We start from the raw sequence: 26,645 nt of genomic DNA on the forward strand, positions 1-26,645 counted from the left end.
CATTCGGCACGACTCTTTTTTTGACTTTCGGCGCGACTCATGGTCTGATTTGGGCTCGAACAGGGATTGGCAAATGCCGATCGCCGATTCGACTTTTTTCCCAAATCTCTCAAGGGTAAGCGACGATGTCCACCTCGTCTGCCTTCTTTCGCGGCCGCACACTCCGTTCGGCTCTCTGTGCCATTTTGGTCCAATGGACTACCGTTCCGTTGTTGGCCACAGCGGATGATTACGAACCATCGATTACAGAAATCAAACACGGACCGATTGGCGACGGAACACGCCATGTCTATGTCGGTTCGATGGACTTGCCTGCGGACGGGATTTGGCGAATCAACACGGACGGTGATCAACGAAGCGAGCGAGTGCGCGAAATCTATCTCGTGCCCACGAATCCCATGCGGGTTCAGCAAATTGGCAAACGCATGTACGAAGCGATCGAAGATCGAGTGATCGCAAACATGAGATGGCAGATTCGGCAGGGGCATGGACCTGCACAAGAATACGCCTTGGAACACAAAAACATCGGTCCTGCGTCACTGAAGGAGCTTTCGAAGTATTACGACGAGAAGCATAGGTATCCTTTGAATTGGAATCGAATTTCCTATGCGATATCGGAGCTTGAAGATGTTATCCAGGCGGACAAACTTGAGGGCCCGTTTGTTCATTTGGTGCCCCGTGCGAAGTTTCGATTCGCCGAACGAAAGAAAATCGGTGAAGGGGAAAACGAAAGGTTTGCCCCACGAGAAGTTCCCAAGGATCAGAGAGAAATACTGGCGTTTCAATTACGCCCTTTGATCGATGATGGAAAACATTGGGTCCTCTATACCGATGGGGCCTGCGAGCGGGTCGAGATCGATTCAACGCTCATTAAAGAACAAAAGGTGTCCATCCGGCCGGTGCTATCGAAAACCGAAATCGATGGGGCATTCGAGGCTGAAAAGGCTTCTTACACGATCACGGCGATCGCAGAACAGACGCTTTCCGGGGTCGAGGAGCTTTCGCTAAGCAACCCGGTTACTGGGCAGCAGCTTCGACTGGACTGGAATTTGGATGATGCGAAGGCGATTGATAACGTCGCTTTAAAGTCAATCGTTTCCGATGCACGGCGGTACGGTTGGAGGCCCTACGTGGCGGCACGGAGCGGAGGTGTGTTGGATGTCTGGAACCAAAAAACGGTCTTTGAGCCAAGTGACGATCGTCGACGTGATCTGACGATGTTTTCGATCCTTGGTGGTCGTGCCGCAATTGAGGAAACACTGCAATTGCAGAATTTGGTCACCACGGATTCCGAAGACGAAGCATCCGTCGATCTCTCGACGATCGAAGGCGTCAAAGTCGAATCTCATCCCTTCAAGTCAATGTTGGGTGACAGCGAAGGTGGTCATCTAGAGATGGCGAACCATGTTCCACACGATCGCTTTTTTATCTACGTCGGAAAACCAGAGTCGATCCCGGCGATGTTTGACAGCGGCGCCCCATTTATCGCAAGCATCGGAACGGCTTTGTCGGGCAACTGCTTGCAATACAACTTGGAAAACCGCTATCTAGCTCGATTAGGCTTGAATCGTGAATGGGTTGATCAGGTGCTGGCATCCGGCCTGACTAGCGAGATGTCGATTTACACGCCTGATCTATTCTTTATCGATGGCACCGATGTGACGGTGATCGCACGATTGCGACAACCAAAGTTGTTGCAACAGATGCTGTCGATGTTGGGTGGGGATAGCTTAGGCAAACACGTCACGGCAGATCGTGGTGTGATGGAGATTCCGGGATCTGGCGATCGCTCAGCCTATGTAGCGCTGCGTGACGACTTGCTTTACCTGAGTACCAATCGCCACGAGATCGAACTTTCGTTGAAATTGCGTGAGCAGAATGGCGAAGGAAGCTTGGGGGCGAGCGACGAATTCAGATATATGCTCGAACAGTTGTCAGTCAACGAAGAGACTCGGCTGTATGCATATTTTTCGGACCCGTTTGTCCGGCGATTGGTCGGACCAGAAGTCAAAATCGGACAGCACCGGCGCATGCTCGCGAAAGCACAGATGGAAGCAACCGCCGCGATGGCCCTGAAAGCAAAGCTGAACGGGGCAGGGCAAGATATTTCCGTCGCCCAACTTGCCAGTCAGGGTTATGTGCCGCGTCAATGGGACCACAACGGTTTATCGATTCAGCCCAACGGTTTCGTCCGTTCGGAACGATACGGAGCATTGCCCAACATGCGCACGTTGCCTGAGACGCCGATCGAAAAGGTGACACCTGCAGAAGCCGAAGCGTACGAACGTTATCGCGAGAACTACTCGCTTTACTGGCGACAGTTCTTCGATCCGATCGCAATCCGATTGAACGACGTCGGTCGTGGTGAATTAGAACTTTCCACGTTCATCCTGCCCTTGGTTGATAACTCAATCTACAACGGGCTTCGTAGCGTGTTACAAGACCAAGGCGATCAACAGGAGCTTCGCATCCCGGTTGTCCAGCCGACGCCGGTCTTACAGTTTTCAGTCAATTTACGTGACATCGCATGGCAACAGATTGCCGGGAATTTCTCTGATTTCTTTTCGCAGTATTCGGGAGTGAGTTCCGCGATCCTGGATGACTTTGGACCGAGTGCTCATGTGGCGGTCTTTGATGCCGATCCGGTGATCGCACTCGGAAGCGGTGACGTGTTTGGTGCTTTCGGTGGGACATCATTCCGCGGCCGATCAACCATGATGGTCACCGCTCCGGTGTTTATTTCGATGCTGACAAGGCCTTGCAGCATCATGGTCGAAACACAATCTCCTGAGCGAACGGCTCGCTACCTTCGACAAGCGGCGATCGCACATTCCGAAGCCAACCCGAGAGTTGGCTGGGCTGTGACATCGTTTTACCAAGAAGGTGATCAGGATCGCTGGGTTTGGACGATGGACATCATGGGAGTTGTCAAGCTGCGATACGGGGTTGAAGTCGTCGACAAATACTTGGTGATCCGGAACATTCCGTGGTCTAGCAACGATCGTGTCGTGAACACCGAAGTCGCTGGCTTGAATGCTGCCCAATTGGAGGTCAATCCTGCGGCATGCCAAGAGCAGTTACCAGGGTTACACGCCGCTGCGGCAGACAACAGCCGAGCAGCGACGATGTCCGGGCTGGGGCGACTGTACCCGTTCATGTTGGCTGGTGCCGACAGTGTCGAAACAGCGATGGCCGATCACCAGCGGATGTTCGGTTTTCATCCCCGCCAATTTCCAGGTGATCATTGGTCCTGGGAAAATCAGCTCATGGTCAGTGAAGTGTATGGGCAACCCATGCGACAGCGACAACCGGCTTTCGATCCACAACAGCCCTTTGGTCTAATGCATCGCATCGAATCGCTAAAGCTAAATATGCAGTTCGAATCCGATGGGCTACGCAGCACGGTACGATGGCGATTGAAATAGCTTCCTCGTCACCATTTACACGAATCGATTGAGGCAAAATGCCTAGCGTCTTGATTACCGGTAGCAGTGGCTTTGTCGGAAGTTGCACGCGTGAGGAGTTTGCCAACGCAGGTTGGCAGACAATTGGGATCGGCCGAAGAAAAACCGATCAGTCCAGCTATATTCGTGCTGATCTTGCAAAGCCCTTCACGGACGATGTGCTCGCCGCGATCAAAGGCGTCGATGTGGTGCTGCATGCTGCTGCACGAAGTTCTCCTTGGGGGACAAGGAAGCAATTCCATGCTGCCAACGTTACCGCGACGGAGAACATCGTGCAGGCTTGCCAGGATAACGGCTGTCCCAAATTATTGTTCGTCTCGTCATCCAGTGTGTACTATCGTCCCGAAGATCAATTCGGGATTAACGAGTTCACTCCGTTGGCCGTTCCGGCGGTGAACCACTATGCCGATTCCAAACAGCTTGCCGAACGCGTTGTCAAAAACTACCGTGGCGACTGGGTGATCTTGAGACCCAGGGCGGTCTATGGCAAAGGCGACAGTGTTTTGTTTCCACGGATTTTAGCAGCGGCGAAAGCCGGGAAGCTGCCTTTGCTAACGCGACCTGATTCACCGGTCGTCGGAGACCTGATCTCCATTGACAACCTCGCGCATTACATCATCAAAGCGGCAACAGACAAGTCAATTTTGGGTGAATTCAATCTCACCGATAATGAACCACAAGAGATCATTGCTTTCTTGCTAAACGTATTTGATCGGTTGGGAATCGCAAGGCCGACCAAGCAGATTCCTGTCGCGACAGCCTTTCGAATCGCACGGGTGATCGAACTGCTCTACGGGGCATTTTTGCCTTGGAAAGAACCTCCGATCACTCGGTTTGGTGTTCATGTCTTTGCCTATTCAAAGGTCTTCGATGTGGCCAATATGTTGGAAAGGTTGGGACCGCCGCCTTTGACAACTGCCCAGTCGGTTGATCGGTTTGTCGCTTGGGTGCACGAAGTCGACCCGTACGGGCTGAGTCAGCCGTGATCCTAAACATCAGTATCGCGTTGCTGGTGGTGTATCTCGTGATCCAGCTGGCCAAGGTGACTTTGGCGATCCGCTATGCCGAACGCCAAGATCTTTCATTCCGGGCACGCCGCTTAACTGCAAAGTCGTCCAGTCAGTTCGCGATCGCTCAGCCGATTCTCAGTGGAGACCCTCTGCTTCGTGAAACATTGCGAAAGAATGTCGAATCACTACCAGATGAAGTGCGATTCATCTGGTTGGTGGACCAGCAGGACAGCGAAGGGATTCGAATTGCCGAAGATCTGGCACAGTCGTTTCCGCAGGTCTTCATCGAACGCTGTCCGGCGTCCGGTCCTGATGTCAATCCAAAGACTTTTAAGTTGCAGCGGGCTTTGGCGATCACGGACCGCCGCTATTTTGTCGTGTTGGATGACGACACCATTGTCGGCCCAGATGCGTTGGTGGCAGCCGAGGATTCGCTGAAAAATCACGGGCTATATACCGGGCTACCTGTCTATCGTCCCGCAAGGAATTTTTGGGGGAAGCTTGTCACTCAATTTGTAAATAATAACTCTGTCGTCACCTACCTTCCTTTGCTGAATTTTATGCCGCCTTTGTCGATCAACGGAATGTTCTACGTTGTCGATGCCGCAGCGATGCGTCAGGTGGGCGGGTTCGTTCCGATCATGTCTGAATTGTGTGACGACTACGCGATGAAAAAGTTCGCCTGTCAATCGGGATGGACGATTCAACAGGGCGTGTCTTTTCAATCGGTCGGAACCAGCGTCAGCCGTTTCGAGCAATACTGGCAGCTGATGCATCGGTGGTTTTTATTTTCGCTTCTGCTGGTTAAGGACCAGACCTTGATCGTGCAAGGATGCTTGCTTGTTTTGCTTGGACTACCACCAATCCTATTATTCGTAGGGATTGTTTTGGGTTGCGGTTCGTTTTGGGGGATTGTCGCGGTGGCTGCGACCTTGGTGCTGCGACAGGTTTTGTTGATGTTGACCCAGAAGCGAGTCGTCGTGCCGCTCGAACGTTTCTACCCGATACTGTCAATTCTTTCCGAGTTGATGCAGCCGATTCATACCGCTAGCAGCATGTTGCGACCAACGATCATTTGGCGAAGTCGACGGATTCGGCTGACTCGGGGACAAGGTTTCCGAGTGGTTGAGGAGAACGCATCGTGAAGATACTGACGGAGCCCGCCGTGGAGCACGCGACGACGCCAGTCAAGATCGCGATCGTGACTGGCTTGAGCGATCCGAATCATTGCTCTCTGAGCGAAGATCAACGCTCGTTACTGGATTCGATCGAGGTTCCCGACGAATGGAAGGTGCGACGCAATTTTCCATTTGTCGAGACCTCTAAAAGCGACAGCACAGCACCAGGGATTATGGCGGCCAGTCTTGCCAATGCCCGACAGTTTATCGCAAGTCATCGAGTATCGTTCCGTGAACTGGCATATCCTCATTGGCAGGCGTTGTTTCGATCTGCTGAGCGGTTCTATTTCGTGACCGGTAGCTGTGGAATTCAGCTATTGCGTTCGATCGATCACAATATGCAGCAGCACCGTTTTCTAAAACATAAGCGCATCGAAGTCTTGTCCTTGGGCCCTGTCAGTTTCAGATCGCCGGCGATTCCAGTCCAGACAGGGCAAGCTCAGGCAGGCCGACTTCATACACTGCGAGTCCAGACGGCGCGAGGAGATCGTGACTGGATCTCTGGCTTGTTCTATCGACGTGTCGACTATCCAATCAAAGGTGTCGGTCACATGCAATATTGGCAAAACTCCGAAGTTCGAACGTTGGTGTCGCGTTGGTTATCACACAGAATTTCAAAATTGTCGGAAGCGGAAGCTATTTCCCTGCAAAAGTCACGACCGCAAAAGACATCGATCAGCGAATAGGTCGGTCCGAGGGTTGGACCGAAGCCAACCTTGGAGTACGTACTCGCCACGAATGTGTCCCGCCTGAATCCATGGTTTCCATGGGGTGCAGGGCGATCGAGAGGGCTTTGGACGATGCGGCGCTGGGTTGGCCGGACATTGACTACATCATCGATTGTAGTACTTCAAAATATCGCCCCATCCCATGCAACGCAGCTCATTTTCAACAGGCGATCGGACGTGAAGCTCAAAGGATCCCGTGTGTTGATGTGCAAAGCACTTGCCTGGGATCGATCATGGCGATCAACCTTGCCAACGCGTTGTTTGCGACAGGTGTCTATCGCAACATTCTGATTGTGGCGTCCGAAACCGCCCTCCAAGGCGTGGACTGGAACGACGAAAAAAGTGCAGGGTTGTTTGGTGATGGAGCCGCCGCTTTGGTTTTGCAAGTGGCAAAGCCGACGGCTTCACTCGCGTTCGTTCATGAAACCTACGGCGAGCACCTTGGGCTATGTGTTGTCGATGGTGGTGGTCATCACCTGCCTGCCTATCGCTATCATGAAGACTTGGCATCGAAGTATCGATTTCAGATGGATGGCAGAAACCTGTTTCGTATCGCGATCAAATTGCTACCGCCGATGGTTCGAGGGATTCAAGAAGACTTTCAGTCGATTGCCGATCATGATTCCGAAACGATGCATGTAATTCCCCATCAGGCTTCGCCGAAAGCGGTCGAATTGATCCGCAGAATTATCGGTGTGCCCCACGAACGCTATCATGTCGCCGTCAACGAAATTGGAAACATGGTCGCGGCAAGTATCCCGGCAATGTTCGACCGAGTTCGAAAACAACAACTGGTCGATGACGGTTGCCCTGTGATGCTGCTAGGAACTTCGGCCGGATACTCGCAAGCTGCAATCGTTTTTCATCTTTGAAATCATCATGCAACTAAGCAATCTGCGATTTATCAACGGCGGATACTGCATCCAAAATCTGTACTTTTCAGGAGTTCGCAGTTTTTGCTTTCGACGCTTCTACGCGGTGTTTTTACAGTTTCAGCACCCGGTTCATGGGTGTTGCTACATCGATACCGGTTACGGCCCCGCGATCAGGGAAGCGACGCGTAAATTTCCCTTTCGGATCATGCGATGGCTGACCCCGATCCCAAAAAAGCAGACAGTATTCGAGCCTGGCTATCCGAAGAGCTTGGGGATTGATTCGTCGGCGGAAGCGACGATTTTTATTTCGCATTTTCATGCCGACCATATCGGCGCGACGCGTTTATTTCCCAACGCGCGATTCGTCTATCGATCAGATACCATGCGGCGTCTGAACAGCCTTACCAAGTGGCAGCAGTTGGATGAGGCGACTGTGATGTCCTTGTTGCCCGATGACTTTGTGCAACGAGGTGTCCCGATTGAAGAATCTGCTTTCGAAGACAGTCCGATGCGGTGTGCAGAATTCCGATCGCTAGACTATTGGGGCGACGGAAGTTTAATCCTGATCGATTTGCCCGGTCATGCGATCGGGCATACGGGATACATTTTGAATACCGATCAGGGACCTCGCTTATACGTTGTCGACGCCTTCTGGGACCGTTCGGTTTTTGAATCTGGAAGGAAGCTTCCATGGCTTTCGCGGCGTATTTTGAATTCGTACGAAGACACGTGCCGGACCAACGAAGGGATTCATAAGCTGGTTGCCAGGACCGGAATGGAACCGATCGCTTGCCATTGCCCGGAAACACAAAAGTATGTCTAGGCGACTACGGATCGATTTCCTCGCGCCACCCTTTGCAGGTCACCTGTATCCACTGCTGCAACTGGCAAAGGGGCTTGCCGACCGCGGATTTGATTCGATTCGTTTTTTTAGTACCCCAGAAGCCGAATCGGCGATCAAGGCGAGTGGGTTTTCGCTTTGCCCCTTGGTTTCTGACCGCAGTCACATTGTTTTTGAAATCGCGAATACGGATCAGCCGATCGGCAGTAATCCGTTGCGTTTACATGGTCAGTTCAAATTGAATCTGTCCTTGATGTCCCAGTTGCGATCTGAGCTACAGGAAGCTTGGAGTCACGAACGTCCTGATTTGGTTGTCGCCGATTTTACCGTACCCGTTGCAGGGCTACTTGCGAGGCAAATCGGGATCCGTTGGTGGACTTCACTACCGACCGTTTGTGTCTTAGATACGCCCGACGGGACGCCTGCATATCTCGGCGGTTGGGCACCACCGAAAAGTTTTGTTGGCCAATTTCGAGATACTTTCGGCAGACAACTGGTACGTGGATTCAAGCGTGGTGTTTATCGAGCCTATCGTGGTGATCTAAAGCAGTTGGGGCTCGATGCTATCTATCGTCAGGATGGATACGAAGCAATTTATTCAGAAGAAAGGATTCTAGGTCTTGGAATCCGAGAATTCGAATTTCCGTGTCGATGGCCAGCAAGTTTAGATTTTATCGGCCCACTGACCGCCAGCCCGACTCGCAATCATCAGTCACCGTGTTTCGTCGAAGGAAAACGGCACGTGTTGGTTTCGCTGGGGACGCACCTGCGATGGGCAAAAGAGCGTGCACGTAAGATCATGCGGCAGCTGGCAAAGCATCGTCGTGATCTCGTCGTTCACTTTACACATGGCGACTACGAGCTTGACGAAGTGGCCTCAGAGGGTAACTTTTTTTCATACCCCTACATCCCCTACCAAGCTTGGATTGACCGTTACGATGCGGTGATCCATCACGGCGGGACCGGTGTGACGTATGCCTGTATTCGGGCCGGGATACCGGTTTTGGTGTGGCCGCAAGATTACGACCAGTTCGATCATGCCGCCCGAATCGTCCATCACGGAATCGGGTTGCGTTTGAGGCCCGATCCGCAGCTGATCGGAGAGGATCTGAACCGGCTTTGGGGTGATCGGGTCATCCAGGAGAACGTCCGTGCGTTTTCGGGTTATGCAGCAGGTTATCGTCCGGTCGAACAAGTCGCCGATTGGTTGGCTGAGGTTTGAGGAAGGTTTTGTGCTGACAACCGTGGCTAACGCCAATCGGCTAATCCGAGAACCAAGTAGGCGTTGGAGTCCCATGAGCCGTACCGCGCTAGCGGCGGTTATCGTGCGGTCAACCGTGGCTAACGCCAATCGGTTAATCCGAGAGTCAGAGCCCCATGAGCCGTACCGCGTTAGCGGCGGTTCTCCCACGGGTAACCGGGACTAACACTCACTCGGTTGATCCGCAATTCAAGCTGACCGAAGCCCTACTCCTGATCCATCACCCGTTTAGCCAACTCGCGTCGTTCACGCAGATAGTCGTCGTGGTCGCGTTGATATTCGTCAGCCTTTTGAACAATTCGAAAGACATTGAAAATACCAGCGGCGATAAAGATCAATCCGAACAGCGGAAAGATTCCGAACACGCCTGGAGCGCCCATCGCACGCCCGGCCGAACTGATTCCGAACGCCATGATCATCCAAAAGATTCCAAAGGCGACGATCAGCCCACCACCGAAGATCGCGCCGGCTTTCGAAGGTAAGTGTTGCCTTCCGTGTTTGTCGCTGACGAGGTGCCGCCCACGCTGGCGTTCCCATTTGTGATCGAGTTGTTCGATCGCCGAGTTTGACTTCAACTGTTGAACGTCTCTAGCGATCTGCTGGGTGGTTTCCCGGATGTCGTCGAGAACTTCGGTGGAATAGCTGCTGCCGGTTTGTTGAATCGACAGGCGTGCGTTGCAGAAACTGCAAGTGACAAAACGAGCTTTCGCGGCGACTTCCAGCGGTGCTCCGCAATGGTTGCAGTTTAGCGGTATGACCTTCATGAAAGGGTGGTTCTCTATCCGGGGAGAATTCTATTGCTTGGGGCGGATGTTGGTTTGAGCTCCACCACTGGCCCACGTTTCGTCGCCTTTGACATGAACTCGAACGGCGATCATTCCGGGTTCGGGGTCAACCAACGGGATTGTCAGTGTGGTGGTTTCGCCAGCCTGAACGAGGAGTGTTTGTTGGGCAAGGGTGACGCGGTTGGGGTCTCGGGCCGTTTGACCCGGTTTAGGACGCGGCCCTTGGCCAAGCGGATGATCCAGCATGACCGCGCACTCACCATCAATCGGGCTCGTTACTGTCACCGAAATGGGCGCGCCGAAATCGAATCCTGTTTCCGTGACCACTTTTGCGGCCAGCGGCGGATGCATTTTCAGCAGCGGATCGCCCAGCAATCCGTACAGCGCGGCGTGTTCGAGCCTTTCGTCAGAAAGTTTAGTACCCGCTGGGCTAACAAGCATCGCGATCGAGTCCACCAGGGTCCTGAAGTGTGATTTTTCGTCGTTGTCGTCGGCTTCGAGTCGTTGTTTGGCCGCTAAGAAAGCTTCGCCGAGTGTCTCCGCAGGCGCCGAATCAACCGCTTTCCCATCAATGACACGCGAAGTTCCATAGATCGAATCGATCAGCCCAAGAGTTAGTATTGTATTGCCATATGGCATCGTCACCCTGTTTCCAGCGATGACGGCGATCGGCCCGCATTGGTGCATTAACAAACGTTCCGAAAAGCTTTCGACACCTGCATCGATCGCGCCGGTGAAGCAGCAAAGCAGAAGTGCGATTGGGGCGTTGCCCGGATCGCATTGCAGGTTCGCGACCGAGTTCTTATCGAGCACAGGGATACCGGAAGGACCCGATGGGACTCGGTCGAGTTGTTCGACCATTCCGTGCCCGGCATAAACCCAAAAGCGGCAACCGCCCGCATAGCGTTCAGTGACCGATTCAGTAAATCGTTTGCGGGGATAGAACAAATGCCCTGGGCTTCCAAAGGCAACTGATGTTTGCACTGGCATCGGCAAGGATGCGGTGACGATCATTCGAGTGACGGATTCGATCGCGGCATCGGCTAGCATGCCGAACCCACCGACTCCGCCGACCAACTGAACTTGTCGACGCCAATCGGAGAAGTTACGACTGTTTTCGTAGGCTTTGATCCGTTCGGTAAACGAACGCAGTTGGTCTCCGGTGCGGACAGGTAGACGGCCGACGGCGATGTCGGTCTTTCCGTCTTGGTCGATGTCACCGTAGGGATGATCGGTTGCCATTGACGGAGTGCTGCCGAACTTCGCCGACACTGTGGTGGCGACATAGTGCATTGGGACTTGTGTATCGACATCGCATGGTAGCCCAATCACTGGGGCATCACCGATCAAGACAATGGCGTGATCCGACGGACGCGCGTTGTCCTGGATGGACTTTTGCAATGCCGCGGCGCTCGATTCCGATTCGATCAGACGGACGTCGATCGCTTGACCCTTTCGATACTGAATCCATGAATTCAATGCGTCTCGAAAGTCGTTGGGGCAGACGACCAGGACCGACGTTTTTTCGATTTGATCCTGCGAAAAGGCTTGTCCATTGCCGAACGCCAGAAAGATCAATAGCGTCACCCACACGCTTTGCAAGCACTTCCTGAAGGCCATCTTGGGTGAAGACCAGCCGAGCAAAGGTTCAAGTGCCACCGTTTTTCGGCGGCAATTCAATAGGGTCGTTGGTATTCGAGACATCTTTTGCGGCTCAGCGAATTCTAAATTGGAATCAGCTTCAGGAATCGATAGCCAATTGCTAGATTGAAGGTCGCATCAACTTTCAGTGACGGGATACTCCGTTAGAAGTATCTCAACGGATTTTCTCTACTGGCACCAGACCAATGTCGACCGAATCAACTCCAGGCAGTGTCTCCAGCGACAAGGCGTCCGCGGGAAGCGGATCGGAGCGATCACGGCATTTGCCTCGTCTTGCCATCACCGTGGGGGATGTCGCGGGCGTCGGCCCGGAGTTGGCATTGAAATGTGCCGCGGATGCATCGGTGGTTGAACGTTGCCAACCCATTCTAATCGGTCCGGTCGAACCGCTGAAACAAGTCGCCGCGCGATTGAGCCTTTCACTACCCGAAGTCGTCGATCTTCAATCATTGCAATCAGGCGGCGTGAAATCCGGAGCGTTGCTACTGCCGTGTGGTGAGGTTGCGTCGGATTCTTTCCAGCCGGGGCAGTTTTCGGCGGCGACGGGGCGTGCGTCATTTGTGGCGGTGGAGCTGGCGATTGAACAGACCATGGCGGGCACGTTTGATGCGATCGTCACGGGACCGATTCAGAAAGAAGCTTGGCACGCCGCAGAAACAGGCTACTTGGGCCATACGGAGTTGCTTGCCGACAAAACTGAGACGACTGATTACTGCATGATGCTTTCAGGCGAAGCTTGCTCAACCGTCTTGGCAACGATCCATCTACCACTCATCGATGCGATAAAGAATCTGTCGATCGAACAAATAAAACGAGCCATCGTCCACGGCGGAAACGCCATGGAAAAACGACACGCTCGACCCCCACGAGTGGCCGTGCTGGGGCTGAATCCACACGCTGGTGAAGGTGGGCTGCTAAGTCATGGTGAAGAAGAAACGTTGATCCGCCCGGCAATTGAATCGGTTCAAAGATGGCTATCGCAGCAGGGGAAAAACTGGGAGATCATCGGCCCCCTGCCACCGGATACCGCATTCACGCCAGCGATGAGAGACGCGACCGACGTGCATGTCTGCATGTATCACGATCAGGGGCTCATCCCGCTAAAGGCATTGTCGTTTGATGATGCGGTGAACGTGACCTTGGGTTTACCTATTGTCCGCACCAGCGTTGATCATGGAACGGCCATGGATTTAGCTTGGAAAGGCGTTGCCAAGACCGGCAGCATGCTTTCGGCGATCGCGATGGCGATTGATCTAGGCCGCTAGACGCCAGCCTTGATGCTCTGGATCTTGGCGACGACGGGACAAAGACAGGCGGCCGACCATTGCCCGTATCTGGCTGCGGTACAATGGCGGATCTTTCCTAATCGCTGCCTCTCGTCACACAAGATTCGATGTCACTCGGCCAGAACTTTCAAGTCAATTTGAGCGGTGTGATTCGTCTGCTTTCTGATCACCTCTACGGTGGTCCAGAAGTCTACGCTCGTGAACTGCTTCAAAATGGTGTCGACGCGATCACGGCGCGACGTTTACTGGAACCCGATCATCAGGGCATGATTCGAGTCGAAGTGATCGAGTCTGAAGGCGCGATGACAATTTTGGTCGAAGACAACGGCATTGGCTTGACCGAGGATGAGGTGCATCAGTTTCTTGCGACCATTGGGCAGTCTTCCAAGTCCAATGATTTTTCAAGAGACGACTTCATTGGGCAATTTGGAATCGGGTTGTTGTCCGCATTTGTCGTTTCCGATGAGATCACCGTCATTACTCAATCGGCCAAGGAAGCCAACTCGGCAGTCGAATGGAAGGGGCGTGTCGATGGAACTTATTCGGTTCGAAAGCTGGAGCAGACGCTGACACCAGGCACCCGGGTTTATCTTCGTGCCAAAGAGGGTAAGGAAGTCTTTTTCGACGCGGAGAAAGTCAAAGACTTGCTGAGCTACTACGGTCATCATCTGCCACATAAGATCGAATTGGAAGCAGGTGGTGTTATCCATGAAATCAACGAGCCCGCGCCATGGGACAGCGCGTCGAGCAGGGTGACCGACGCGCAGCTGCTCGACTACGGTCGCGAAGTATTTGGTATCGATTTTCTTGATGCGATCGAATTGCAAAGCGAATCCGGCGGCGTTTCCGGAGTGGCTTACATCCTGCCGTTTGCAGTCAGTCCTGCGTCTCGTCAATCGCATCGAGTCTATCTAAAACGAATGCTGTTGTCTGAGTCGGTGGAAGGCCTTGTTCCGGACTGGGCATTCTTTATTCGTTGTGTTGTCAACTCGAATCGGCTTCGGCCCAATGCCGCACGTGAAGCATTCTATGAAGATGACTTGCTGGAACAGACGAGGGCCGAAATTGGTCGCTGTCTCAAAGAACACCTGAAACAGCTATCCCAAAGTCATCGAGAAAAGCTCGACCAAATTATCCGACTGCACTACCTACCGATCAAAGCACTGGCGGTGGAGGACGAAGAATTTTTCCGCCTGTTTATCGATTGGTTGCCGTTCGAAACATCCATCGGTTCGGTAACCTTGGATGAATTCTATCGCGAGCAGCCACTGGGCGAGAAAACGCTGATTCGATATGTCCGAGACTTTGATCAGTTTCGGCAAATTGCCAGTGTCGCCGGTGCCCAGAACCTTTGCGTTTTCAATGGCGGGTACACGTACGACGCAGATCTATTGGATTTGGTGTCTCAGGAGTTTCCAGGACGCGATGTCAAGGCGATCGATGCGACGGATCTGATTCAAAACTTCCAAGAGCTGACTTTGGATGAGCAGCAGGAAATTTTTGATCTCGTGAAGCTAGCCGACGTCGTACTGCAGAAATACAAGTGCTCGGCTGAAGCCAGGAAGTTTGATCCGGATGAACTTCCGACGTTGTATACCGCCAGCGAAACGGCAACGTTTCTTCGGACCGTCGATCAATCGAAAGAAGAGGCTGACGAGATGTGGGGTGGGATCCTGGACAATGTGGCTGAAGCCGTTGGAAACGATGGTTATGCCCAATTAGTTCTGAACTACCGCAATCCATTGGTCAGGAAGCTTATCGAGATTAAAGATCGGGCGCTGCTGAAACGAATCATCGAAATCCTCTATCTGCAGTCACTGTTATTGGGGCACTATCCGTTGTCGACATCCGAGAGAACCATTCTGGGCGACGGGTTGTTGGGTTTGATCGAACACTTCTTGGGAGAGTAGCCATGAGTTCTGATTACAACGAGCTTTTCCAGCGTCTGTACCAAGCCTCTGGACGTGAAATGTTAGCGGTCTACGAGGAATTGATTCGCTTGGCCGATGCCAACAAGGATCTCGAATCGGCGTACGAGTTCCGCCGCCAGTATTCCGCGTCGGCCTGTGAGGAAGGCTTTCCAGAAAAAGGCATTGTCGCGTTTTCATGGTGTTTGACTCAGCTTGATAAAGATCCTGAGCTTGATGATCCGTATGACTTAATATGGCAATACAAAGTCATTTTGGAGTTGATCCCGATCTTTGAAACGGTCACCCGTGATCAGATCACCAAGATGCAAGAAGACATGGCCAAGCGTTTGGAATTCTTGGGTGAATCAGAGCGAACGGCGCACTACTATCGATCGTGGAATCTGATGCGCATGGGTGACTATGAAAAGGCATCCGAATACCAGGACGCCTATATGGCTATGAAGCGATCGGATATGTCCGATTGCGATGCCTGCGAGCGAGATCGACAAGTCGAACTGATGGTGCGAATGCATCGTGATGAAGATGCGTTGAAGCTTGGCAAGTCCATCATGTCGGGGCGTATGCGATGTGGTGAAGTCCCGGAATTTACCAACGGGCATCTGGTCAAATCGCTGGCCCGACTTGGAAAGGAAAACGAAGCGACTGAGCGCGCCGAGGCCGGCTACAAGTTAATTCGCAGGGATCGCAAATACCTTGGAACGATTGGCGATCTGATGCTGATTACCACCCGCAATCGGAATTTCGATGTGGGGGTTCGTCAGGTCACCAAGCACCTGCCGTGGGTCGTTGATTGTGCCGCAGGCGAGCTAAAGTTTCGATTCCTTGATGCAGTTGCGCTCTTTCTGGAGGCTCTGGCGGCAGAGAAACCGAAGCCTAAAAAAATGCGGATTCCGCCCGAATTGGGATGCCATCGCGACAGCGATACCTACGACATCAAAGAGTTGTCCGGCTGGTTTGCCAGTGAAGCCCAGCGATACGCCGATCGGTTCAACAGCCGGAACGGCAATCAAAGGTACGATGAAATCCGGCGAGACAATCGTGAGATCGCGAACATGTAATGGGCCTGTCTTGCTCGGGGATCCTGCTTGGGGTTCATTGAAAAGCACCGAAAGGGGTTCGGCTGCCAATCGAGTTGCTGGCCAGGGCGGGAGTTCGATCGTCAGAATGCAAATTCGATGGTAAATCGGTGTCAAAGTGGCACTGGAAAGACAAGTGAAGGCGCGGCTGGTGGCTACAGCATCTCTGGCGAGATTTCTGTCTGGCGAATAGCATGCGTGGAACGTTGGATTCTTATAGGCTGAATCCACACGCATCTTTTGAAACAAAACCGGTTCTTCACCGTGGATTTTGGATACCAAGTTTTAGCTAGTCATGGATTGCGACAGCAATAAACCGAGTCGATTCATTTCAGCGATTGAGCTGCTCGCGCTGCTCGCTCTGTTTTTCGTGTATGCCGGCGATCTTCCACCGTCGGTCAATGAAGCCCATTATCTGGTGAAGGCGAAAAACTATTGGGACCCCACGTTCGCCTCGACCGACCTGTTTGCATCGTCAGGGAAGGCTCACACAACGTTCTACATCGTCTTCGGTTGGCTAACGAAGTATGTTTCGTTGGAAGCGAGCGCTTGGATTGGCCGTTTGGTCGGTTGGGGAGTTTTGGCGTGCGGTTTGATCCTCTGTTGTCGACGATTTAAATTGCCAGCCTTCGCATCACTTGGCGTCGCAATCCTTTGGTTGGCCGGGATCGAACAAGGCAACCTGGCGGGTGAATGGGTCGTTGGTGGGATCGAAGGTAAAGTGCCAGCCTACGGATTCGGCTTGATCGGGATTTCGAAAGTGATCCAGCGCAGGTGGTCGATCGCCTGGATCTGGTTTGGCATCGCGTCGGCGTTCCACGTCTTAACCGGCGGATGGTTGGTAGTCGCGTCGATGATCGCTTTTGCCGCGACTGAAATTCGTGGCAGGGTTGGTACCCGGATTAGCGAAGACGCAAACGGCAATAAGTCGGCTGTTCGCGCCGCCTTCTTTTCGCGCGGACTGTTTATCGGTGGCGCCATCGCGTTGCTGGGGTTGGTTCCTGCCTTGTACTTGACCATGGCCGCAAGCCCCGAAGAGCGAAACCTTGCCGCGAGAATCTATAGCTATGTTCGGATTCGGCACCACCTGCTGCCTAACAACTTTCCGGCCCATTGGTTTATCAGGCACGGAATGCTGGTTGCCGGAATGTTTGCTTTGTTCGTGCTAGGGCGTGCATCGGAAAGCAGGCGACGACTGGGGTGGATCGGGATCGGCGCGAGCACGATTACCGCGACCGGTTTGTTGGTAGGAATGCTGCCACCATTCGCGCCTGATTTAGCAGCCAAGTTGCTCCGGTATTATTGGTTTCGGCTTGGTGACGCGATCGTCCCGCTGGTTATTGCGATCATGCTGGTCGATGCGGCGCGAGGAACATCCTGGCCGCCGGAATTGCAAAAAGGTTTACGTCTTGTTGCTGCTGGTGCGTTGTTGATTGGGACTTTGGTGGTCGGTGAATCATCATTAGCAAGGCTAAGTCTCGGGTTGCCCGGTTCTGCCAGTCACCGCTTATTAGGGCTAGAACCAAACGCTCCGGTTCATCGACAGCAGAAGAGTTTTCACGATTGGGTGGCAGTTTGCCGATGGGCGCGAACCTCAACACCGATCGATGAGGTCTTTTTGACACCGCGTCATCAACAGACTTTCAAGTGGTATTCGGGGCGCGGGGAAGTCGTCAATTGGAAAGATGTGCCCCAAGATGCAAAGTCGTTGATCGAATGGCTCGATAGATTTGAAGATGTATTTCCAAAGCAGGTCGGAGAAATTTCGATCAATGCGATGCGAGTCCCAATCAATTATTCAAAGCTGCGTCATTATCGCGATCGCTATGGAGTTCGCTTCATGGTTGTGGACAACCGTATCGCTGAATCGGTTCCATTGGCGAAAATCTATCCTGTTGGGAGCCAGCAGAATGAAACTTATAGTGTTTATGAATTACCATATTGATTGCAGTTGGGGAAAGTGAACGTAGCAAAGAAACGGGTAAGCTTGGGTTGATTGTTTGACGATGGATTCCGATGCTCCTTTGGCCGATTTTTTACGCGACCTCTTTACAGAAGGCAGGGCGAGAACGCGCGGAGGCTTGCATCTAGAGCGTGCGGATCAAAACGATAGACAGCTCGCTGCTGAGGTTTTGACAAAAGCGTCCATCACCGCCGCATGGGAAGCACCGGGCAATGCTCCAGGATTTCGTCTAGAAGCAGCGATGTGGGCGGCGGAAGCTTTCGCGTGGGCATGCGGGATGTTGATCGACCGAGCCGAAACCATGACCGAGATGCCCGGATGGTTGGCTGAACTGACGCCCCAACCGCGATCGGTCGAGGAACACTGGTCGGTCGATCTTGTGTTTCGTTTTGGGTTTGACTTGGTGAAACGCTCGGAAAGTATTTCGCTGGACGATGATTTTCATCAAGAATTAATGAAGCTCTTTTCTTTATGGCCCTTGTCGGCTGTGGGGATGAAAATAGAGCATGATGAAAACGCTTGTAATATTGTTTTCGCTGATTCTTCACTGCGAAAAATCATGGTTGACCGTGTCCTGCTTCGGCAGGATCCTGGATGGTTAGCAGACGATCGGCTCAAGGCAGATTATGAGCAAGTCGTAGGCGGGTTCCCGGATTTGAGACCTTAGGAAGATTCTGATGACAGATGGTCAACCGCTTGGAAGCACCGCTTCACTTGCTTCCCGATTGCGCGACAACGTTTTGCAACCGGTGAAAAAAGTTCTGGTCGGCAAAGACGAAATAGTCGAGGTGCTTGGGGTATCGTTGGTTGCCGGAGAAAACCTTTTTTTGCTCGGTCCACCCGGAACAGGGAAGAGTGCGTTGGTGAAAGAAGTCGCTTCGCGTCTTTCAGGGAACGCGTTTGACTATTTGCTAACACGCTTCACCGAACCGAGCGAGTTGTTTGGGCCTTTCGATTTGCGAAAGCTGAAAGACGGTGAACTGGTTACCAACACCGAAGGTATGCTTCCCGAGGCTGATTTCGTATTCCTTGATGAGTTGCTTAACGCGAATAGTGCGATCCTAAATAGTTTGCTGTTGGCGCTGAACGAGCGGATTTTCAGACGAGGAAGACAAACGATTCAGCTGCCGATGTTATTGACTGTCGGTGCGAGCAACCGGCTTCCTGATGATGATGCGCTGGCCGCGTTGTTTGACCGTTTTCTGTTGCGCGTCGTTTGTGACAATGTCAGCGACGATGGTTTAGAGTCTGTTTTGCAAGCCGGATGGCAGCGTGAGTCTGCCGATCCGCCACCGATCGGAATGCCTATCGACGAGTTAAAGGAACTTCGTCAACGGACTTTGCACGTGGATCTTTCGCCGGTACGCGATGCGTATCTAAAGCTCATCCGCAGTTTACGTCTTGCCGGAATGCCGATCAGCGATCGTCGGGCGGTGCGGTTACAGCGTGTGATTGCCGCAAGTGCCATCTTGTGCGGTAGAGAGTCGGCAGACGTTTCTGACCTGTGGATCGTTCGTTATATCTGGGACACGCCTGCCCAGGCGGAGTTGCTGGCGTCGCATATTGATTCGGTATCAGCTGAGCACACATCTGAGTCCGTCGAACAAGGAATCTCGCGGCATCCGTTATCGCAGATGGATTCAGGCGTCGATCCGGAGACACTGGTCAAGGCGATCGAAATGATCACCGCCGATATTCGACATCCTGCCGCCGCAGATCAATTGTCTTTGTTGGCTGCACGGGTCGAATGGGTCAATAATGAAGTCGCTCGTGACGACCTCCGTCAGCGTATCGGCGATGTTCGAGAGCAGTTACGAACGTTTGCTTCTGAAGCATCATCTGGAAAAACCTGAGACAGCGAGTCAGTGTGATTGGATAACGCGACGAAACAATAGAACGTCGTGATCTTGTCATTCGTGAACGCGTATTAAATCACGTTAGGAATTCGGGACTCATTGATTGGACGCGACTTTTGTCAAACGCCTTGTATCTTCGAATCGATGATCGTTGCTTGCCGTCAAGGCTTGCTTCATTGATCGGATTGCAGGTGCAATTTGCCGAAACGGATGGGCGGATCGCTTGGCTACGGTATGACCTTTCTTCGAAGGCCGGTGCAAGCAATTTGTCTTCCGAAGTCGAGCTGAGGTTCGCGTTGATTCCAGGGACAATGTACTGGGGGCGTGCCGATGGCGTTTTGGTTCAGCATGGCAAAGAGGTTCCTCGGCAGGTACTTCAAAACGAATTGAACTGGCAGTCGCTTGACGCTTATTTGGAATGGAGTGTGCCGGTTCCGCTGCTGGCGGGATCGTTTCAAGCTGACGATGAGGAATGTTCAGTATCGCTGCGACTTGTTCGCTGTGATGTTGAACGTCCATGCAACGCGATCATCGTTCAGCAGCGCGATCTTGTTTCGTGGGTTGATGATGCCAGTGATATCAGGTTGAAGCGTTTGCGGTGGTGTGTCGAGCGCCAGGGAAGGGCACTCGTTATCGGAGATCCGCTTCCACCGATCGAAGGACAACTGCTTTACCAAGACGGAAAAGTCCTTGTGCAAGCGGGGTACCGGTTTGATCCATTGGTTTCCAGCGATGAAGTCCGATCACTCGTTCAATTCGAAAGAATCGAATCGATTCATGATCAGTCAGCTCTGCTGGTTTGTTTGGTTGATGAGCCATGGACCTTCGTACCGGACGATCAACTTCAAATGCTGTATCGAGCTTCAGTGAGAGCTTGGGCGGGTGACATAGGCGAAGCGATTTAGAACTCTCTTTTCACTTAGGTTGAATCCAAAGGCAGGCACCGTGACATCGAAGGAGCAATCAATTCGATCAGGATATTTGTGTCCGCCTGTTCCCGGTCTTTGGCAATGGCAGGATCGCGGAGATGCCATCACTTGGGTTTCGGGGGACGATGGCATAGCGGAAGAAACCGCCGCGATGGCGGGCCAGCTGCATCTTGTGCTCAGTGGGCTTGCCAAAAGAGTCGGTCAGCTTCCAGCGTTGACTTCCGCTTTGTTTGTACTAAACGCATGCAGCGATCGTTGGACGGCAGAACGCTGCAGAAAAAGACTGCTCGCGTTGGAATCGAAGTGGCACCCATCGGGCAAAGCCGATTTCGAAACGAAGACGGATCGTTTGAATTCGATCATCCAGTGGTTTGCAGATATCCAATCGCTACCCAAAGATTTGCGTCAGGGGGTCGAATCACAAATCGCCCTTTTGGAGTTTGTCTTAGCCGGTTGTCCCCATGAGTGTTTCGAGCTTAAAGGGAATGCGATGGAGGATATGCTCGTCGAACTCGGGTTGTCGTCGGAAGACCGGTCTGAACACTGGGGCCAAACATTTCAGTTGCATCCGCCGGAGTATCGCGTCAAGCAAGTTTGGCAATCGTTGCATAGCATGACTTCGGTCGTGATCGACAAGGCGTCGTTACGAGACTTCCAGCGAACTGCGGTCACAAAGGTACCGATCCCCGGCAAAGCAGGCCTGATCGAAGAGCCACCCAGCCGACCGATCAGCGAATTGTTATCGAGCTTACGCGTCGATGCTGAGCTTTGTGGAATCGCGTCGGCTGCGATGGATGTTTCCAGTTTGTTGGCGATTCCACACCGGCCGAGCGATCCAAGTGATTTACCAACCGGCGGCGTTTCAGACGTTGTCAATCGAGGCGCGCCCGAGCGATTGCTGTTTACCGAACTTGCACAGCCACCGATGGTCTTGCTGGCGAGGATCGCAACCGGTCAAGCGTTGTATTTAAGACGTGAGTCTCCGCCGGGGCCTTCGCCGAATTATCGCCCCGTGTTGATCGAGTCCACCATTCGAACTTGGGGCAAAAAACGCTGCCAAGCCATCGCGATCGCACTTGCGGTCGGTGCGATCGATGAACGCTTGGGGAAACCGCCAACCCGATTTTGGACGATTCAAGGACGCCTTCGTTATCAGGAAAATTTGGCCAGCCGTGAGGGTGTGGTTCAGCAACTCGAACGGCTCAGCACTGATGAACAGCCCGGCGAAGCCATGCTTAAGTGGCTCGAAGCTGCCCGCGAAGAGCAGGACGTGTTTGCAGAGCCGATCGTTATCGCTAGTGAAGCGACCGAGTCCGATCCGCGGTTTCGAATCGCACTGGATGAAATGCCGGTTGGAACGCTACTGGCAAGGATCGAATCAGACAACGTTATTCGTCTAATTCGGCGAACTTCCAGAGGGCAAGAAACCCTGCAGCAGCTATTGGTTGATGTTGATCAACGGGTTTCTGAAAGTGGCACCCAGGTGCACTTGGACAAAGCCGACAACTTATATTTGAATCAACAGTTGCCTCCGCTGCGAACTTCGGACACATGCGACGGGATGTGGATGGTCGCTATTGACCAATCCCGGGTGCTGGCGATCACGGCTGACCGAAGGCTGCTGTTGTATGACGAGCCGCAGAGTGGTGCGATCGAAGTCAATTCAGTGCTGCCCGCACGAACCGTCGTGGCCTATGAAGTTCGCGAGGATGCGATTCGTGTGGTGCTAAAGCGTGAGCAGAATCGGCACTTCTTGATCCGCTTTTGGTTGGACACCTTTGGTGTCGACATTGTGCCGATCGATGATTGTGACTTTCCGAGTCCTAAGTACGCGATTGATCGCGGGAGCCTGCTTCGATTTTCCAAAGAGGTCGAATTGATCGACGCCGATGGTCATGTTCAGGATACGATTCCGCTGGGAAGCGATCAGAAGCATTTTGGTGGCCCAGTCATTGCGGATCCGAACAGGTTTTATGTTTTGACCGAACAGTCCGGCAAGATCGTTCAGCATCGACTGTCCTGTGATGTGATCCGCAAGCAGGTGGCAAGCTTCGTCAGAAACCGGTTCGGCAAAGTCGTGCCATTGGTGATGGATCTGAATGAGGTTTTCGGAGCACCGTTGGATGTGATCGCCCATTCGACCAATCGCCAGTGGTTTGTTGTCCGTCAACATAATGATGCGAATTCGACTTACTGGGTCAACCAAGTGTCCGGAGAGTCGCTGACACGGACGCATGTTTCGAACATGTTTTTTGTCAGTCGGTTTGATCAAGCCGCCATTGGAAGCGTCCAGCTTCGGCAGTTGTTGAAGCAGGTCAACGCCGTATGTATCGCAACAGGGCAGTTGGGGATTCAGTTAAAACGTAACCGGGAGAAGAAGTTTGCAAGGGCTTCGAATGGGCATCTCGTTATCCAAGCTGAATCTCGAAGTGGCCGTTCTCACGCTTTATCGAACCCATACTCGATTAAAACCACCGACGGTACGTCTGCATGGAAGCTTCGTTCGGTGGACCTCGGGAACAACCGAGTCATCATGGATAGCCGCGGATTGTTGCATCTGATCAAAGGTAGTGACCGGTCGGAAATGACACTGGCTCTGGATGAGACCATCGTAAGCGGATGGACCAGCTGGGGAGAGGTTTTTGGGAATCGGTATTTCACCGGGCAGGCCGATTGTCCGCCTTCGGATGATGTTTTCCATTGGCTCAATGAGTTCACGAGGCAATGTCTAGTGCTTCGTTCCAACTCGATTTTAGGATGAGTCGTATGGCGCCGGCCACGGTTTGAGTGCAGTAACCGGGGCTAACGCCCGTCGGCTGATGACCCGAACCCGCATTTTCATATGGAACGAAGCACTAGTATCCTGATCAAATTGAATCGCCAAGCAGCGACCGTGGCGATGGATCGTTCGAGGGCAAAGGCCAGCGATGTGAATCGTGGCGGTGTGGTTCAAGGTTTCTTCCTGCGCACCAATCGATTGATTGACGTGCTGATTGAGCTGCGGGAACGGAAGTTGTCCGGACGATGTTATTTGCTTCCCCGGTCCCGAACAGACATCAAGCCCGACGGCATCGTGTTTTTGGCGGATGATGGGTTGCCTCAGCGCGGTCTTCCAAGCGGCATCGTTGTCTTAAAAAGACTTCGTAAACCGGCGACGCCGAAGGTTTGGATTCCATGCGACGCAGAGCTTTCGGTACAGCTGCCCGATCATATTATCGATGGGGTGTTTCCGAAGCACTTTGATGACTTGGTTTGGTTTTCGAATCTGGGGTTGGTTGGGTTCGGATCGGGGGATCGGGTTCGCTGTCATGATTGGATTCAGACGCCTGCTGCAACATCGATGCAGTCGTGGGTAAGGCCTCCAGAAGTCGATATCATTCCAAGCCGACTAACTGAACTTTCTTCGCTGCAACTACCCACGGATGATTCGTTTGATCAACAGATGCAGCGCGAGCTTGGTGTCTCGGATTTGCAGCTATGGGATTCCGATCAACCGAACAGTGGTGCTCAATCCGGTTCAATGCTTGCTCGAAGTGGGCAGTGGCTGTTGGCTAAGCTCGACAGGCTTGCAAAAGGACTTAACCGAAAGAAAGACGATGACGCCGAACCGCAGGAATCTCGGTCTCAGCGATCGCCTGCAAATCTCCAGTCGAAGCAAATCGGTCGGGTTTCGGGAACGGGAGCAGGAGGGGCAGGGATCGCGGCAAAAATTTCGGCGGCGATGGCGATGCGTCTTGCATCGATGTTGCAGGAGCAACGCGAAAAACAGATCGACAAGCTGCTCGGGATGCTGAAAGATGATCCCGATCGTGGCTTGAAATTTGCAATTCCGATCGGTGGTCTGACCAATGCCTTTCGCGGATTCGCGATGCCTGGTCTGACGCTCGCATCGCGGCTGGCGAATTACTCGTTTGATGGATTGACCGGTGGTGGTGCAATCGACCTATGGGCGATCGGCGATCAGTACCAAGCGAAGCTGCGACAGTCGTATCGTGAACTTGCAAACCAAGAAGTCGCGGCGGGACGATTCCGCCGCGCTGCGTATATCTATGCGCATTTGCTGAACGATTTTCATGAAGCCGCAAAAGTACTGGAACGCGGTCATTTCTATGCCGAAGCAGCGGTTTTGCATCGCGATAAATTGAAGTCTCTGCCGAATGCCGCTCGGTGCTTGGCGTTGGGCGGGCAGTATGAGCAAGCGGCAAAGATCTACATCGATCTATCCAACTATGAGCAAGCTGGCGAAGTTTACCTTAAGGCTGATGAGCCACAGCTCGCCAGCGAGATGTTCGAACATGCCTATGCAAAAGCACTCTCGCGCGGGGCAGTCATACACGCGGCGAAAATCCTAAGCGATAAACTCGCAAGGCATGACGAAGCGATCGAATTGCTTTGCCGGCAATGGCCCAGCGGCAATGAGGTGACTGATTCGGCAAAGCTGGCGTTCGATTGGATGGGCCGCGATGGGTTACACGATCAAGCTGATAAATTCTTGCAGCGACTATTGGATCAGGCTGATGAAAGTTGCTTCGCGGATGTCGCCAAAATTACAGGTCACCATCGAAAGCGATATCCAGAAAGAACGCTGCAATTAAAGTTTGATGACACGTGCAGACTGGCGGTTTCCCGAGCTTTGAAATCTGGTTCAAGTTTGGTCCAAGATGAAGTCCTCGCAATGATGCGGATTCTTGACCACCGAGACGTGCAGCTGAGGCGTGATTGCCTGTTGTATGAAACGCATCGCGGTGTCCAATCGGATCAACAAACCGCACGTCAGTCTGTTGATCGAGTTCGCGGTGACGTCTTCGCCGAGATCGGGGCACTGCAGTTGGATCGGCGTTTGCTCTACACCGATTTTCAAATCTTTAAGAGCCAGTTGCTGGCGGTTGGTGTTCGGAGCGATCGGTTGCAGCTTCATCGAGTAGAGATCGATTCGTCGATGCGATTTTCCAATCGAGTCCATTCCGGCGCGGTAAAGCTGAGTGTGCCGTGGGAAGAGCATCCACCGTGGATCTCGTCGACAGGATTTGATCGAAGCCACAAGGCCGATAGCGTGCGTGTCTATGCAGAGACCTATCGAGATCTATTAGAAACGGCTCGGCATGATGAAAATGTGCCTCCCATCGGGTTGTTTGTCGCGGCACGACGCGGGATCGTTGCCGCGGTGGGAGAGATCGGCAAGCAAGAGTGGATTGTGGTGCAGGACCGGGATCGTTTTTTACTTGCAGATGCCGCAGTGTCGCATGACCTGTCGATCTATCTAAACGATGAACTCAGCGAACGTATGTCAGCAGTCGCGCCAGCCAAGCTAGCTGTTGTCGAAGGCCAGCCCTTCGTTGCCATTGGGGCGAAGCTGATTACGACGAAGGCAAACACCACAGAATGTTGGGAATTAGATTCCGACGTTCGCTGTATTGTCAGTTCGCGCCCCAGGACAAGGCGCCGACTTGCGATTGTCACGGAGTCCAGTTTGGAGATTCGCTATCTGGACTCGCAAACTTCGATCAAGCTGTGTTCGGACCATCAATACGATCAGGTGATGATCTTTCCTAGTGGCAACATCGTTGCTTGGGCAGGCGACACGTTGCATTGCTTCGCGATTCGCGATGGCGTTGGTCGTCGCGTCGGGATTTTGAAAGTAGGGGATCAAACACCCGTGAAGCTTTTGCAGGTGAACACCAACCTGTTGGCCCTCGCATTTAGCGATGGCATGGTACGGCTCTATCGATTGAAGTAGTGCGGATCATGAACCGCATCAGATCGTCGCTGAACTCGCCCGGTGAATGCGCTGGAACTGGTG

Annotated in this window: 18 protein-coding genes; 16 read left to right on the forward strand and 2 right to left on the reverse strand. The window is 52.9% G+C overall.

Annotation, left to right across the window (positions count from 1 at the left end):
• Positions 1-125: 125 nt before the first annotated feature.
• From LOC67_RS00190 to LOC67_RS00220, 7 genes are all read left to right on the forward strand, one after another.
• Positions 126-3,425, forward strand: a complete 3,300-nt coding sequence (locus LOC67_RS00190) for a hypothetical protein (protein ID WP_230260269.1) — start codon at positions 126-128, stop codon at positions 3,423-3,425.
• A 38-nt stretch (positions 3,426-3,463) separates the two neighbouring features.
• On the forward strand, positions 3,464-4,450 hold the full coding sequence (locus LOC67_RS00195) for an NAD-dependent epimerase/dehydratase family protein (protein ID WP_230260270.1): 987 nt from the start codon (positions 3,464-3,466) through the stop codon (positions 4,448-4,450).
• On the forward strand, positions 4,447-5,619 hold the full coding sequence (locus tag LOC67_RS00200; RefSeq protein ID WP_230260271.1) for a glycosyltransferase: 1,173 nt from the start codon (positions 4,447-4,449) through the stop codon (positions 5,617-5,619). Before LOC67_RS00195 ends, LOC67_RS00200 begins: the two co-directional genes overlap by 4 nt.
• Positions 5,616-6,338 carry a hypothetical protein gene (locus LOC67_RS00205; protein WP_230260273.1) on the forward strand — a complete coding sequence of 241 codons (723 nt, stop codon included), beginning with the start codon at positions 5,616-5,618 and terminating at the stop codon, positions 6,336-6,338. The genes LOC67_RS00200 and LOC67_RS00205 overlap by 4 nt, the downstream gene beginning before the upstream one ends.
• Before the next feature lie 80 nt (positions 6,339-6,418).
• The gene (locus tag LOC67_RS00210; RefSeq protein ID WP_230260275.1) at positions 6,419-7,252 is read left to right on the forward strand and encodes a 3-oxoacyl-ACP synthase III family protein; all 834 of its coding nucleotides are present in this window, start codon (positions 6,419-6,421) and stop codon (positions 7,250-7,252) included.
• Positions 7,253-7,259: 7 nt separating this feature from the next.
• Positions 7,260-8,078: a hypothetical protein gene (locus LOC67_RS00215; protein ID WP_230260276.1), complete on the forward strand. Its 819-nt coding sequence runs from the start codon at positions 7,260-7,262 to the stop codon at positions 8,076-8,078.
• Complete coding sequence (locus LOC67_RS00220; protein ID WP_230260277.1) at positions 8,071-9,318, forward strand: glycosyltransferase; 1,248 nt, start codon at positions 8,071-8,073, stop codon at positions 9,316-9,318. Before LOC67_RS00215 ends, LOC67_RS00220 begins: the two co-directional genes overlap by 8 nt.
• A 245-nt stretch (positions 9,319-9,563) precedes the next feature.
• Here LOC67_RS00220 and LOC67_RS00225 read toward each other — a convergent pair whose 3' ends face one another.
• Both LOC67_RS00225 and LOC67_RS00230 read right to left on the reverse strand, forming a co-directional pair.
• Entirely contained in the window at positions 9,564-10,121 is a 558-nt protein-coding gene (locus LOC67_RS00225) for a hypothetical protein (RefSeq protein WP_230260278.1), read from the reverse strand.
• A gap of 30 nt (positions 10,122-10,151) precedes the next feature.
• On the reverse strand, positions 10,152-11,846 hold the full coding sequence (locus LOC67_RS00230) for a C25 family cysteine peptidase (protein WP_230260279.1): 1,695 nt from the start codon (positions 11,844-11,846) through the stop codon (positions 10,152-10,154).
• A 143-nt stretch (positions 11,847-11,989) separates the two neighbouring features.
• Here LOC67_RS00230 and pdxA point away from each other — a divergent pair, with 143 nt between their 5' ends.
• The 9 genes from pdxA to LOC67_RS00275 all read left to right on the forward strand — a co-directional run bounded on the left by pdxA (position 11,990) and on the right by LOC67_RS00275 (position 26,582).
• A complete protein-coding gene (gene pdxA / locus LOC67_RS00235) occupies positions 11,990-13,069 on the forward strand; it encodes a 4-hydroxythreonine-4-phosphate dehydrogenase PdxA (protein WP_230260280.1) in 1,080 nt (359 codons plus the stop codon).
• A gap of 128 nt (positions 13,070-13,197) precedes the next feature.
• Entirely contained in the window at positions 13,198-15,000 is a 1,803-nt protein-coding gene (locus LOC67_RS00240) for an HSP90 family protein (RefSeq protein ID WP_230260282.1), read from the forward strand.
• 2 nt (positions 15,001-15,002) lie between these two features.
• Positions 15,003-16,079 (forward strand): hypothetical protein, encoded by a 1,077-nt coding sequence (locus LOC67_RS00245; RefSeq protein ID WP_230260284.1) that lies wholly within the window; start codon positions 15,003-15,005, stop codon positions 16,077-16,079.
• A 313-nt stretch (positions 16,080-16,392) separates the two neighbouring features.
• Positions 16,393-18,042: a DUF6798 domain-containing protein gene (locus LOC67_RS00250; protein WP_230260286.1), complete on the forward strand. Its 1,650-nt coding sequence runs from the start codon at positions 16,393-16,395 to the stop codon at positions 18,040-18,042.
• Between the two features lie 61 nt (positions 18,043-18,103).
• On the forward strand, positions 18,104-18,727 hold the full coding sequence (locus LOC67_RS00255; RefSeq protein ID WP_230260287.1) for a hypothetical protein: 624 nt from the start codon (positions 18,104-18,106) through the stop codon (positions 18,725-18,727).
• A gap of 10 nt (positions 18,728-18,737) precedes the next feature.
• On the forward strand, positions 18,738-19,913 hold the full coding sequence (locus tag LOC67_RS00260; protein ID WP_230260289.1) for an AAA family ATPase: 1,176 nt from the start codon (positions 18,738-18,740) through the stop codon (positions 19,911-19,913).
• Positions 19,914-20,032: 119 nt separating this feature from the next.
• On the forward strand, positions 20,033-20,821 hold the full coding sequence (locus LOC67_RS00265) for a hypothetical protein (protein WP_230260291.1): 789 nt from the start codon (positions 20,033-20,035) through the stop codon (positions 20,819-20,821).
• A 40-nt stretch (positions 20,822-20,861) separates the two neighbouring features.
• Positions 20,862-23,606: a hypothetical protein gene (locus tag LOC67_RS00270; protein WP_230260293.1), complete on the forward strand. Its 2,745-nt coding sequence runs from the start codon at positions 20,862-20,864 to the stop codon at positions 23,604-23,606.
• An 81-nt stretch (positions 23,607-23,687) separates the two neighbouring features.
• Positions 23,688-26,582, forward strand: a complete 2,895-nt coding sequence (locus LOC67_RS00275) for a hypothetical protein (RefSeq protein ID WP_230260295.1) — start codon at positions 23,688-23,690, stop codon at positions 26,580-26,582.
• Positions 26,583-26,645: the final 63 nt, after the last annotated feature.

The sequence above is a fragment of the Stieleria sp. JC731 genome, assembly GCF_020966635.1.
Classification (GTDB): domain Bacteria; phylum Planctomycetota; class Planctomycetia; order Pirellulales; family Pirellulaceae; genus Stieleria.

What these genes read in the sequence shown, in the direction of transcription:
- LOC67_RS00190 (WP_230260269.1), top strand. Translation starts at nt 126, where the DNA reads ATGTCCACCTCGTCTGCCTTCTTTCGCGGCCGCACACTCCGTTCGGCT.
- LOC67_RS00195 (WP_230260270.1), top strand. Translation starts at nt 3,464, where the DNA reads ATGCCTAGCGTCTTGATTACCGGTAGCAGTGGCTTTGTCGGAAGTTGC.
- LOC67_RS00210 (WP_230260275.1), top strand. Translation starts at nt 6,419, where the DNA reads ATGGGGTGCAGGGCGATCGAGAGGGCTTTGGACGATGCGGCGCTGGGT.
- LOC67_RS00215 (WP_230260276.1), top strand. Translation starts at nt 7,260, where the DNA reads ATGCAACTAAGCAATCTGCGATTTATCAACGGCGGATACTGCATCCAA.
- LOC67_RS00220 (WP_230260277.1), top strand. Translation starts at nt 8,071, where the DNA reads ATGTCTAGGCGACTACGGATCGATTTCCTCGCGCCACCCTTTGCAGGT.
- LOC67_RS00225 (WP_230260278.1), bottom strand. Translation starts at nt 10,121, where the DNA reads ATGAAGGTCATACCGCTAAACTGCAACCATTGCGGAGCACCGCTGGAA.
- LOC67_RS00230 (WP_230260279.1), bottom strand. Translation starts at nt 11,846, where the DNA reads ATGTCTCGAATACCAACGACCCTATTGAATTGCCGCCGAAAAACGGTG.
- pdxA (WP_230260280.1), top strand. Translation starts at nt 11,990, where the DNA reads ATGTCGACCGAATCAACTCCAGGCAGTGTCTCCAGCGACAAGGCGTCC.
- LOC67_RS00240 (WP_230260282.1), top strand. Translation starts at nt 13,198, where the DNA reads ATGTCACTCGGCCAGAACTTTCAAGTCAATTTGAGCGGTGTGATTCGT.
- LOC67_RS00245 (WP_230260284.1), top strand. Translation starts at nt 15,003, where the DNA reads ATGAGTTCTGATTACAACGAGCTTTTCCAGCGTCTGTACCAAGCCTCT.
- LOC67_RS00250 (WP_230260286.1), top strand. Translation starts at nt 16,393, where the DNA reads ATGGATTGCGACAGCAATAAACCGAGTCGATTCATTTCAGCGATTGAG.
- LOC67_RS00255 (WP_230260287.1), top strand. Translation starts at nt 18,104, where the DNA reads ATGGATTCCGATGCTCCTTTGGCCGATTTTTTACGCGACCTCTTTACA.
- LOC67_RS00260 (WP_230260289.1), top strand. Translation starts at nt 18,738, where the DNA reads ATGACAGATGGTCAACCGCTTGGAAGCACCGCTTCACTTGCTTCCCGA.
- LOC67_RS00275 (WP_230260295.1), top strand. Translation starts at nt 23,688, where the DNA reads ATGGAACGAAGCACTAGTATCCTGATCAAATTGAATCGCCAAGCAGCG.